The organism is Klebsiella sp. RHBSTW-00484 (assembly GCF_013705725.1).
Taxonomy (GTDB): domain Bacteria; phylum Pseudomonadota; class Gammaproteobacteria; order Enterobacterales; family Enterobacteriaceae; genus Klebsiella.
This window is the reverse complement of record NZ_CP055481.1, coordinates 1,547,678-1,558,960: the sequence shown is the minus strand read 5'-3', so window position 1 is coordinate 1,558,960 and position 11,283 is coordinate 1,547,678. Positions and strand designations below refer to the sequence as shown.

13 protein-coding genes are annotated in these 11,283 nt (G+C 54.6%); 4 read left to right on the top strand and 9 right to left on the bottom strand.

Features of this window, described 5'->3' with window-relative positions; translation table 11 throughout:
• Position 1 precedes the first annotated feature (1 nt).
• Together HV213_RS07540 and HV213_RS07535 are read left to right on the top strand one after the other, a co-directional pair.
• The gene (locus HV213_RS07540; RefSeq protein ID WP_181485238.1) at positions 2-934 is read left to right on the top strand and encodes a 2-hydroxyacid dehydrogenase; all 933 of its coding nucleotides are present in this window, start codon (positions 2-4) and stop codon (positions 932-934) included.
• Between the two features lie 74 nt (positions 935-1,008).
• Positions 1,009-1,803 (top strand): SDR family NAD(P)-dependent oxidoreductase, encoded by a 795-nt coding sequence (locus tag HV213_RS07535; protein WP_181485237.1) that lies wholly within the window; start codon positions 1,009-1,011, stop codon positions 1,801-1,803.
• A 21-nt stretch (positions 1,804-1,824) separates the two neighbouring features.
• On the opposite strand, the gene HV213_RS07530 is transcribed toward HV213_RS07535, so the two are convergent.
• The 6 genes from HV213_RS07530 to speB all read right to left on the bottom strand — a co-directional run bounded on the left by HV213_RS07530 (position 1,825) and on the right by speB (position 6,334).
• The gene (locus HV213_RS07530) at positions 1,825-2,151 is read right to left on the bottom strand and encodes a MerR family transcriptional regulator (RefSeq protein WP_004853397.1); all 327 of its coding nucleotides are present in this window, start codon (positions 2,149-2,151) and stop codon (positions 1,825-1,827) included.
• 50 nt (positions 2,152-2,201) lie between these two features.
• Positions 2,202-2,657, bottom strand: a complete 456-nt coding sequence (locus HV213_RS07525) for a PTS sugar transporter subunit IIA (protein ID WP_181485236.1) — start codon at positions 2,655-2,657, stop codon at positions 2,202-2,204.
• A complete protein-coding gene (locus HV213_RS07520; protein WP_181485235.1) occupies positions 2,654-4,018 on the bottom strand; it encodes a PTS galactitol transporter subunit IIC in 1,365 nt (454 codons plus the stop codon). Before HV213_RS07520 ends, HV213_RS07525 begins: the two co-directional genes overlap by 4 nt.
• Before the next feature lie 3 nt (positions 4,019-4,021).
• The gene (locus HV213_RS07515) at positions 4,022-4,303 is read right to left on the bottom strand and encodes a PTS sugar transporter subunit IIB (RefSeq protein WP_009652557.1); all 282 of its coding nucleotides are present in this window, start codon (positions 4,301-4,303) and stop codon (positions 4,022-4,024) included.
• A 228-nt stretch (positions 4,304-4,531) separates the two neighbouring features.
• Positions 4,532-5,347, bottom strand: coding sequence for an ABC transporter substrate-binding protein (locus HV213_RS07510; RefSeq protein ID WP_181486355.1), 816 nt, complete (start codon positions 5,345-5,347; stop codon positions 4,532-4,534).
• Positions 5,348-5,362: 15 nt separating this feature from the next.
• Positions 5,363-6,334 carry an agmatinase gene (gene speB / locus HV213_RS07505; RefSeq protein WP_112216454.1) on the bottom strand — a complete coding sequence of 324 codons (972 nt, stop codon included), beginning with the start codon at positions 6,332-6,334 and terminating at the stop codon, positions 5,363-5,365.
• A gap of 136 nt (positions 6,335-6,470) precedes the next feature.
• Here speB and HV213_RS07500 point away from each other — a divergent pair, with 136 nt between their 5' ends.
• Positions 6,471-7,373, top strand: a complete 903-nt coding sequence (locus tag HV213_RS07500; RefSeq protein ID WP_181485234.1) for a LysR family transcriptional regulator — start codon at positions 6,471-6,473, stop codon at positions 7,371-7,373.
• On the opposite strand, the gene HV213_RS07495 is transcribed toward HV213_RS07500, so the two are convergent.
• Together HV213_RS07495 and HV213_RS07490 are read right to left on the bottom strand one after the other, a co-directional pair.
• Complete coding sequence (locus HV213_RS07495; protein WP_181485233.1) at positions 7,370-8,563, bottom strand: MFS transporter; 1,194 nt, start codon at positions 8,561-8,563, stop codon at positions 7,370-7,372. The two genes, HV213_RS07500 and HV213_RS07495, sit on opposite strands and share 4 nt — an antisense overlap.
• A 64-nt stretch (positions 8,564-8,627) precedes the next feature.
• Positions 8,628-9,404, bottom strand: coding sequence for an SDR family NAD(P)-dependent oxidoreductase (locus tag HV213_RS07490; protein WP_181486354.1), 777 nt, complete (start codon positions 9,402-9,404; stop codon positions 8,628-8,630).
• Between the two features lie 145 nt (positions 9,405-9,549).
• On the opposite strand from HV213_RS07490, the gene HV213_RS07485 reads away from it, so the two are divergent.
• A complete protein-coding gene (locus HV213_RS07485) occupies positions 9,550-10,494 on the top strand; it encodes a LysR substrate-binding domain-containing protein (RefSeq protein ID WP_181485232.1) in 945 nt (314 codons plus the stop codon).
• 15 nt (positions 10,495-10,509) lie between these two features.
• On the opposite strand, the gene HV213_RS07480 is transcribed toward HV213_RS07485, so the two are convergent.
• Positions 10,510-11,283, bottom strand: a complete 774-nt coding sequence (locus HV213_RS07480; protein WP_181485231.1) for a transporter substrate-binding domain-containing protein — start codon at positions 11,281-11,283, stop codon at positions 10,510-10,512.

Sequence of the window (11,283 nt, the reverse complement as noted above, 5' to 3'; positions counted from 1 at the left end):
GATGACTCAATTAACCATCGTCGTGGATTGTAACGACCCCCTGTATGCGCAGGAAATTTGTAGCGCATTCGCGCTATTCCCGGAAGTAAAAGCGGTTCTGCCAGAGGACCCCGCCGCCCGCGAGGCGCAATACGCCAGCTGCTGGTTTCCTGACCCGCAGCTGCTGGCCCGCTCGCCTGAGCTGAAACTGATCCAGGCCGCGTCTGCTGGCGTCGACCATTTACCCGCCAGCGTTTTTGCCAGCAACGTTCCGCTCTGCCGGGTGGTTGACGAAGATTTTCGCCACGGCATGTTTGAATACGCTCTGTGGGGCGTACTTTGGTTTCAGCGCAGTTTTGACCGGGCGCTGGCCCACCAGCGTGAAAAAACATGGAAGATTTACCCGCAGCGAGCGGCGGCCGATTATCACGTTGGAGTCATGGGCCTCGGCGAAATTGGCGGCTATATCGCCGCGCAGCTTGCCGGATTGGGATATAAGGTTTCCGGTTGGGCGCGGAGCGAAAAATCCCTTGCAGGCGTGCGTTGTTATCACGGAGATGCTCAGGCTGGCGAATTTCTTGGCCATCTGGATGCGCTGATCAACGTCCTGCCGTTAACGGAGCAGACGCGAGGCATCCTTGCCCACCCTTTGCTGGAGCAGCTACCTGACGGTGCAGCGCTGATTAACTGCGGACGCGGCGAGCATATGGTGAATCAGGACGTACTTGAAGCACTGGAGAACGGCAAGTTGTCCGGCGCGGTGCTCGACGTGTTCCCCGTCGAACCGCTGCCGCAGGAAGACCCACTGTGGCAGCATCCGCAAGTGGTGATCACCCCGCATATGGCCTCTATCGCGCAAACGGTGGTGGTTGCCCGTCAGCTGCTGGACAACATCCAGCGGCTGCACCAGGCACTGCCGCTGAAAAATCTTGTTAACAAACAGAGCGGTTATTAATCCCGAAAACGTCAATAGCCTCATATCCGCTGCTACGCTTAATGGTCTGTCCGACAAAAAATAAGGCTATCAGCATGAATATTGATTTATCGGGGAAAGTCGCACTGGTCACCGCCTCCACTGGCGGTATTGGTTACGCCATCACCAAAGGTCTGGCGGCTAGCGGTGCGGAAGTGATGATTAATGGTCGCAGCGAGCGTAGCGTGAGCGCGGCCATCGCCCGTTTGCAGAATGAGGTTCCCGGCGCGAAACTGCGCCCGGCGATCGCCGACTTAAGCAGCGCTGAAGGCGTCAATCAGCTGGTGCAGGCTGTTAACGGAGTCGACATTCTGGTCAATAACGCCGGTATTTACGGCCCGCAGGATTTCTATGAAACCGATGATGCAACCTGGGAGAACTACTGGCAAACCAACGTGATGTCAGGAGTGCGTCTTTCTCGCGCCCTGCTACCGGCGATGGTACAGAACGGCTGGGGTCGGGTAGTGTTTATCTCTTCGGAATCGGCGCGTAACATTCCAGCGGATATGATTCATTACGGCGTGACGAAAACCGCTCAGCTGTCGCTGGCCCGCGGGCTGGCGAAGTTTGTCGCCGGTAGCGGCGTCACCGTCAACAGCGTGCTGCCGGGGCCGACTATCTCTGATGGCTTTGCTGAGATGATGAAAGATGAAGTCGCGAAAACCGGGAAATCGCTGGAACAGCTGGCAAAAGAGTTCGTGATAGCGAACCGCCCAAGCTCGGTGATTCAACGTGCGGCCACGGTGGAAGAAGTCGCCAATATGGTGGTTTACGTCTGCTCGACTCAGGCTTCAGCAACATCAGGCGCGGCGCTGCGCGTGGATGGCGGCGTGGTGGATGACATCGTCTGATAAGACGTGCCCGCCCGCAGGTTAGCGGTCGGGCGTTTTAGATGGCTCTTTAACGCTGGTCATTTCGTACTTGCCTTCCGGATCCATGGCGTTCACCGCTTTTTGCAGCTCCGCCAGAGCAAACTTAAGCGAAGCGACCTCTTCACGTAGCGCCTGCACTTCTTGTTCCTGAGTCACCGCACGGTTGGTTTTCGGAAAAGCTTCGAAGACATCTTCTTCGAGGAACATACGAACCTGACGATTATCTACATTCACCAACTGATATTTCAGCCGGCCACTGTTGATTGCGTTATAGATAGTTTTACGACTGACCATCGCTAACTCTATGACGTCGCTGATTCGTAACATCTTGTCCCTCGTCGGTTGCGGCTTCACCGTATTGAGCTCATCATTTTATCTTACTGCGTGACGACGGCATCGGTGAACACTTTTGCAATCTCCTCTGGCGTCATTTTCACGATATCGTTAACTCGATCATGATCGGCCAATAATGCGAACAAGGATTGAATAATTGCCACTTTTTCGCAAGTTTTATCAATCGCCATCATCACGACTATCTGCGGCACAACGCTCTCTTCAGGCTCATCGGTACGCTGAAATTCAACCCCCGCCAGGTTAATGCCAATAGCAAAACCGGTCTGGTTAACATGCTCAAACTCGGTATGCGGAATGGCGACGCTATGGGTCTCCATAAATATCCCGGTTGGATAGACTTTTTCCCGTTCAAGCACTCCGTCGGTAAAACTCGGTTTAACCAGCCCGTCGGCCTGCAGGCTATCTGCCAGGCGGGTCAGTAAAGCCGTCCGACTGACAGACTTGGTAAACTTCACCACCCGCTGTGCGCTAAACATCATTTCCCACCCTCCACGCTCGCTTCGGCCATCTGTTCATTTTCCTGCGCCAGTTTACGGCGATTCCACAGCACCAGCGCGATGGTGCACAGCGTCAGGATACCTACGCCAATCTCTTTCAGATGGAAACTCTGGATAATCGCCCACGGCAGCATCGCCCCGGCATAATCCACGCTGCTAATACTGGTGGTCCCCTGCGGCAGCGAGAAGCCGGTGCTCACAGCGGTGCTGGTGACAATCGGCGCCAGGTTGGTACCAATCAACAGCGCCAGACTTAAGGTTAACAGCCCGGTCAGCAGCGTGCGGAACATATCGCCGCGACAAACCGCCGTCACCAACACGAAGGCGAACGGTAGGCCGGTCAAGGAAGCGAACGGCAGGAACTGGTTGCCGGGAATAATCGCCGCCAGTACCAGCATCACCGGGATCATCAGCATCGACACGGACAACGTCACCGGGTGCCCAACGCTCACGGCTGAATCCAGGCCGATAGCGATTTTGCCGAATGAACCGGCACGCGACTGAGCTATCTCCTGAATACGTTCGCTAATCGGATAAACCCCTTCCATCAGCATTTTAGCCATCCGCGGAATAATGGTCATCACCGCCGCCATGGTAATTGCGGTTTGCAGAATAGCTTTCACTTCGATACCCGCGATTATACCCAACAGCGCACCGATAATTGCCCCCAGAGAGGCCGGATCGCCGAGAATAGATAACCGTTTCTGGATAACTTCGGTATCAATTTTGATATCACGGATAACCGGGATGCGGTCAACAATGGCATTCACCAACCACGCGGCCGGGACAAATGATGCGGAAAAACCGTGCGGTACCGAAATAGACGGCAAGTTCAGGTATTTCTCAACATCGCCACTAGTACGGTCGGCAATCACCATCGTAATAATACAGTTGATACCAGCGGCAAATATTCCCAGCCACAGGCTATCGGTAATAATCGTCACCAGGGAACCGGTAAAGGCATGATGCCACAGATTCCAGATATCTACGTTCAGCACCCGCGTGGTTTTGGTGTACAGCATCAACACGTTAATCGCGACGCACACCGGAATCACCAGCGCGCCGACCCGGGTCCCCATCGCTACCGCTGCAGCAGCAGGCCAGCCCACGTCCAGCACGTTAAGATTCAGACCAAAACGCTCCACCAGAGCATGGCTCACCGGGGTCAGGGAATCGATCATCAGATTAACGGTAATGCTTAAGCCGATAAAACCAATACCAACCATTAAACCGGCTTTTAATGCTTTGCTCAGCGACAGGCGTAATATCAAACCGAGGAGCATAAATATTAGCGGCATCATGACCGATGCCCCTAAACCTACAATGTAATCAACAATAAACATGGCTTAACCCTCGGCGAGAATTAATTCTTTCACGCTGCTGAAAACTTTATCAGTACCCATACCGGTTAATAGCGGTAGAGCGTTAACAACGGGAATAGAAAGCGCAACCGGCGAAGTAGAAACAATAAAATCTACATCGTCGCGGGTTTTGGCTTCAGCCACGGTTCCCTGGGAAATACGGACTTTATCGAGAATATTCTCTTTTTTCAGGAAGTCCTGGAGCTTATTTAACGCAACGGTACTGGTCGCCACACCGGCGCCGCAGCAAATCATCATGTGTTTCATGAGCAATCCTCTCTGTTTTGGTGAGAGGAATTAAAGCATGCAGAGAAGATATGAATTGTGATCAGTGTGTAATTTTACACACTGAGTACACAATGAATTGTAGAATCAAAAGTAACACATTGATAAATATTGATTTTAAATCATACCCAAATGTGTAATCACGCTAAAAATGTGATGAACATCTCATTAAAGTGTCCGTTCATCTGTATATTTTAGATTTTTTACACACTACTGCACCGTGTCATCGGTGATGCCGTATACCGCATATTTTTTCAGCAAGGCGCTGTACTCACCATTTTCACGCAGGGTTTTCAGTGCGGAGGTCAACTGTTGCGCCAGCGCCTGGTTACCCTTCTTGATGTAAATACCCAGCGTTTGCGGATATATCGTCTGCGGGGAACTGACCTTCAGTCGGCCTTTGCTGCGCTGGGTAAACAGGCTGACTACGCCAGCAATATCCACCTGAGCCTGAATATTGCCGGAAAGCAGTGCCTGCAGCGTCTCCGGCGCAGTCGGGAACTCTTTAATCTCAATCGCCCCTTTACCTTGCGCCTGGCAATAGCTCGCCGAAAGCTCATGCAGCTTTTTCACCCACGATGTCCCCTGCTGCAGCCCAATGGTTAAGCCACAAAGTTCGTTTTCCGTTTTCGGCGCAACTTTGCTATCGCTGCGCACCATGATATAGGCTCCGGTTTTAGCATAAGGGATCGCATCCGCCTGCTGGGTACGCTCCGCAGTGATATAGAGCGCGGAGATGACCGCATCCTGACGCCCCCCGCTCAGGCCGAGGATCAGACTGCTAAATTTGGTGTCCACGAGCTGTAGCGTCAGGCCCGCTTTTTGGCTTAATAACGCCGCCAGTTCAGCATCAAAACCGACGATTTTGTCATCCTGCCAGGATTCAAAAGGCGGGTAGGCGACTTCCATCGCTATTTTCAGTTTTCCCGGCGACAGAGTCGCATCCGCCGCATTGGCCGCCGTAACAAGGCCTGATGCCAGAACCAACGCGGTAGCGAGGTAGCGCAATGAGAGATTTCTTTTCATCATAATTCTCCGCTGTTATTGAGAAATACGCCGATGATGGGCGTCGGCAAGCTGGCACAGGAGTTCAAACATCATGGTCGCGCCGGTCAGGCTGGTGAGATTGCCCTGGTCAAAGGGCGGCGAGACTTCCACCACGTCGGCACCAATCAGATTCAATCCAGCAAGCTGACGAACGCAGCGCTGAGCCTGCAGCGTGGTCATACCGCCAATTTCCGGCGTTCCGGTACCGGGTGCATAGACCGGATCCAGCACATCGATATCGAAGCTGATATAGGTAGGCTGCTCGCCAACAATCTCACGCGCCCTCTGCATCACCTTGTCGATACCCAGCTCGTCCACCTGCTCCATACGGATGATGGTGATACCGTTCTCCTCCGCCCAGCGGTGCTCGTCGGCGGAAAACAGCGCTCCGCGGATGCCGATTTGCACCGTGCGTTGCGGGTCGAGAACGCCTTCCTCTACCGCACGACGAAACGGAGTTCCGTGGGTAAAGCGCTCGCCGCCGAAGTAGCTGTCGTTAGTATCCGAGTGGGCATCAAAATGGATCATCCCCAACGCCTTATCCCGCCCGAGCGCCCGTAAAATAGGCAGCGTGGTGAGATGGTCGCCACCTGCGGTTAGAGGCATCACCTGCTGCTCATCAAGGGCGCGATACCAGGCTTCAATGCGCGCCAGGCTATCCTGCATATCTACCGGATTGATACGCACATCTCCCAGATCGCCAACGCGGGCGTAATCATAGGGAGAACGGCGGGTGGTCTGGTGGACTCGACGCACCAGGCTTGAAGCATTGCGTAGCTCACGTGGCCCGTGGCGAGTCCCCGCACGGTTTGTGGTTCCGCCGTCCCACGGCACGCCTACCACGCCGATATCCAGGTCGGCGGCCTGTGGCGCAAAAGGGAGACGGAAAAAGGTCGGTAATCCGCTAAAACGTGGAATTTCGCCATCCTGCGGCTGCGGGTATTCATGTTCAATTAAAGATGTCATTGCTGTGTCTCCAGGGCTTTTCGGGGCGATGAAGACATACTGCTGAACGCGGATGAGAGAAAAAATAGTCAAAAGCAAAAAATTAGTTTAGAAAAATAAAAACAAAACCCGGGGTTTACAGCGGAGCATCCCCTTTATGTCAGTTGGAAAATTTCCGAATCTGCGGCTGTTACACGTTTTTATTACCGTGGCGAAATATCAGGGCTTTGCCAATGCGCAGCAGGAACTTAACCTGACGGTTTCGGCTATCAGCAACTATATGAGTGAACTGGAAGAGAAGCTCGGCATCACCCTATGTCGTCGCGGTAGAGGCGGTTTTTCTCTGACCGAAAAAGGGGAAACCGTCCTCCAGCAAAGCATCGACCTGCTGAATTCGATGGAGGATTTTGAGCGCAATACGGCGACGCTGCGCGGCGAGCAGACCGGGATTTTTAATCTTGGCGTAATTGACTCGACGATTACTGACCCGATGCTGCCGATGAGCGAAATCATCGCCACGTTTAGCGAGCGCTTCCCGCTGGTGCACATTAATTTACAGGTCAGAAGCCCGAACGCGCTTTTGCAGGGCGTACTGAATAATGAACTGGATCTCGCCGTGGGCACCTTCTCTTTACAGGCCAATAGCGTGGTGTCTCACCCACTTTATCGCGAACAAAACTGGCTCTATTGCGGTGACAAACACTCTCTGTTTACCGTTAAGCACCCGACGGAAGCGCTTATTTCCGAGATGCGAATGGTCACCCGCAGCTACTGGAGCAGCAGCGATTTAGGGCGTAAAGGCTTTAAGCAGAGCGTCGCGAGTGCAGAAAGTATGGAAGCGCAGCTGATGCTGATTCTGTCCGGCAAATACGTCGGCTATCTGCCGGAACACTACGCTTTGCCCTGGGTGCAATCGCAAAAGCTGCGCGCCCTGCTGCCAACAGAATATGGCTATCAGGCTCCCTTCTCGCTGATTTTCCGCCGGGGTCGCAGCAAAGAAACCTTAATTCGCTCAATGCGAGACGCCGTGCGTACTGGCGTTAAATCACGCAAAAATTAGGCTCGTTTCGCTGCTCGTCCGCCGACCAGCAACGCAAGCAGCGCGATGACAATCGGCACCAGCGATCCCCACAGCACGGCGTTCCAGCCAAAGAGGTTCATCAGCGCACCGGAAGAGAAAGAGCCAATCATCATGACGCCGAAAACAATAAAATCATTCAGCGACTGTACCTGGGTTTTCTCTTCCGGACGATGGAAGTCCATAATCTGCGCCGACGCGCCGGTAAAACCAAAGTTCCAGCCAATACCCAACAGGATCAGCGACAGCCAGTAGTGCATTACGTCAATGCCGGCCAGCCCCACCATCACCGACAGCACCAGCAGAATTAACCCAGCCGCGTTAATACACCGGGCTCCGAATAGATTGATTAATTTACCGGTGAAAAATCCGGGCCCGAACATGGCAATCACATGCCACTGAATCCCGAGATTTGACGCCTGCTGCGAGATACCGTGCATATGCATAGAAAGCGGCGCGGCGGTCATCAGGAAGTTCATCACCATATAGGAGATTGCGCCGCTGAACACCGTACGGGCAAAGCCCGGCTGGCGCACAATTTCGCCCAGCGGACGGCCGCCGGATTTTGCCTGCGCCACCGGCTCGGCGGTTTTTACCCCCAGCAATACCAGCGCCGATACCACAGCCACCAGCGCCTGCGCGATAAAGGTCATCGCAAAGGTGTGCGGCGGCCACAGGTTCATGGTGCCAGTGACCAACATTGGCCCGATGACCCCGGCGGCCACCCCGCCGCCCATGACCAGGGAGAGCGCCCGCGCGCGGCGCTCTCTGCTGACGCCATCGGTGGCGGCAAAGCGGAACGACACCGACACTGCGGCGTAGGCTCCGCCTAAAAATGCCGCGATACAGAATAGCCAGAATGAGCCAATAACCACCGCCAGCGCCGCCAGTAGCCCGGTCAAAATACCGGCCCCGGTGCCGGTCATAAAGACGGTTTTGCGCCCACGCCTTCTGGCCAGCGCACCAAACGGCAAAATACAGGCCGCCATGCCCAGCACAAAAATGGTGATCGGCAGCGTCGCCAGCGTGGGATTCGGCGCAATCGCGTTCCCCACGATCGCCCCGGTGGCGTAAAACACCACCGAGTTCGCTCCCGCCAGCGCCTGCGCCGTGGCCAGATAGACGATATTCCGGTTTTGCTGCGCGACCGGCAGCGTTATCTCAGCGCTCATTTATTTTCGTTATCCTGGATGCGTTTTATTTATGCCAATAGCTCTGGTGACATAATGAACGAAATCAGGCATTTCGACCAGCCATCACGCCGCCGTCAATATCCCATACCGCACCGGTCACCCAACCGGTACTATCGCTGAGCAGGAACGCCACGGTTTGCGCGATATCCTCAGGCGTGCCAACGCGGCCAATCGGGTGAAAGCTGTCAAAGCTATTCATCACCGTCTTCACCTCCTCTTTCGCAATAAAGCCTTCATAAATCGGCGTATGTACCACCGCCGGGGATACCGCATTGACGCGAATACCGCTGCTACCCAGCTCAATCGCCAGATTTTTGGTTAGCGCATGCAGTCCGGCCTTCGCCATTGAGTAGGCCGATGACGGCGTCGCGCCGATAGCCTGCTGCGCCCACATTGAGCCAATATTCACAATCGCGCCTTTGATACCGGCGGCCAGCATGTTGAGCACCACTTCGCGGGTGATAAAAAAGGTCGCCCGATTGAGATTCATATACAGATCATAATCGGCCATTTCATGTTCAATAAACGGTTTCGGGAAGAAGACGCCTGCGGCGTTAACCAGCAGGCTGATATCCCGATGCTCGGCGTTGATAGTCATCATTACCTGCTGCATACCCGCTTCGGTCATCAGATCGGCAACGATAATATCCACCTTGCCGTAAGCCGCCAGCGCCTGACGCGCCTGCTCCGCCTTCTCCTGGCGATTGCCCACCAGCACCACGCTGCCGCTGTTCTCAATCACCCGTTTGGCCGTCGCCAGCCCCATGCCGCTGGTCCCACCGACCACTAACAGCTTTTTCCCAGTAAATTCTGTATTCATCATTAACCTCTTCTCTCTTGATTTGCGTGGTCTAAGGATGCCTGTCTTGAGTCACGCTGACGAATGAGAAGAAATAGCGCCGCAACAAAGAAAATCTATCTTGATGAGATATACTGAAGCGCAAAATGACCGAGGAATATCCACCATGCGCTCGCTTAACCGACTGAAATGGCTGCATGCTTTTGAAGCCGCCGCCCGCCACGGCAGCTTTACCGGCGCGGCGCGGGAACTGGGCGTGACGCCCGCCGCCGTCGGGCAGTTAGTCAGGGCGTTGGAAGATTGGGTCGGTCACCCGCTGCTGCACCGCACCCGGGCAGGCAAGGAACGTCTGACCCTGGTGAGCGAAGCGCAGGAAGCGCTGCAGGATATTACCCAGGGGCTGGATAAACTGGAGTGCGGGTTAAACAAGCTTCGCGGTCGCCGGGCACGCTCCGTGGTGGTGATCACCGCCTCGCAGGTGTTGATGATGAACTGGCTGATGGAGCGCTTAAACCGCTTCTCTGAGGCTTATGAAAATATCGACCTGCGCCTCAACGTCACGGAAAAGCTGATGGATGTTTCCCACGGCGAAGCGGATTTGGGGGTTCGCTGCGGACGCGGCGACTGGTCCGGCGTCGATAAGAGCTGGCTGATGGATGAAGAGGCGGTATTAGTGTGCAGCCCGCTGATTGTTCCGCCGGGAAAAATCGCCTGCGGTGACTGGCTGGCAGAGCAAAAGCTGATTCATGATGATACTCCGCATCCCGGCGCCAGCTTCCCGTCGTGGGAGGATGTGCTGACGGCAACTCAGGCCCCGGCCCCTCGCGATAGCGGTCTACATATTAATTCAACCTCGGCAGTCATTCTCGCCGCCCTTAGCGGGCGCGGCGTCGCTATTGTGCGCCATGCGCTGGTTAAGCAACTGCTCGCCACCGGCCAACTGGTTCAACTACATCCTGATAACCGCTGGCCGCTAACGTGGTCTTATTATATTGTCACGCCGCAGCACGCGGTGATGCGCCCGGAAGTGAAAGTATTTTATGAATGGCTGCTCGCCGACGTACGGGCAGAAAATCAGACCAGCAGATTTTCTGCCTCTGGCACCACATAGAAAACCTTTAGTGAATTAGGGTTTCACCTGATCATGAATCCGCCATTTCTGTTTAAGCACATTTTTGTCCTGACTCTCCAGCCACTGGTTAACCTTCTCCAGCAGCTGCGGGTTGTCTTTGTTCATCATATAGACTTTGAAACTGGCGGTTCCGGCGAACGGCGTCTCGTTGGCTACGCAAAAAACGCCCGGCTCATTGCTTTGGTAATAGACCCCTTCGATCAGGTCGGTCACCATCATATCCGCCGTTTTCTGCCGCAGCGCTTCGAGGTTATCGATATTGTTCTTCACCCGAATAATCTGCGCATGCTTGATATGTTCATCGACAAAGCTCTGGTTGGTGCCGCCCGGATTCACAACCACCTTCACATTCGGCTGGTCAATTTTCTCCAGACTGCCAAGCGCGGGGGCCGCCGCACAGTTAGCCAGCGCAATTTTACCATTCGGTACCACCGGCTGGCTTAGGGCAAAATCTTTTGCCCGCGCCGGGGTTTGTGTCACCCCACCCATAGCGATATCAAACTTATCGGCCTTCAGGTCAGCGGAGAGCGTCGGCCAGCTGGTCTGCACGAAGCTCACCTTCAGGCCCAGCCGCTTGCCAAGATCTTTCGCCATATCAACGTCGTAGCCCAGCAGCTCCCCGGCTTTATTGTGAAACGCCAGCGGCGCGTAGTCTCCCGGCACACCTACTTTCAGCTCGCCGCTTTGTTGAATGCTGTTCATATCGCGCGCCTGAGCGCCAAAGGCGACGGCAGCAATGACGAAAGCAATACCTGACTTCAACTTCAT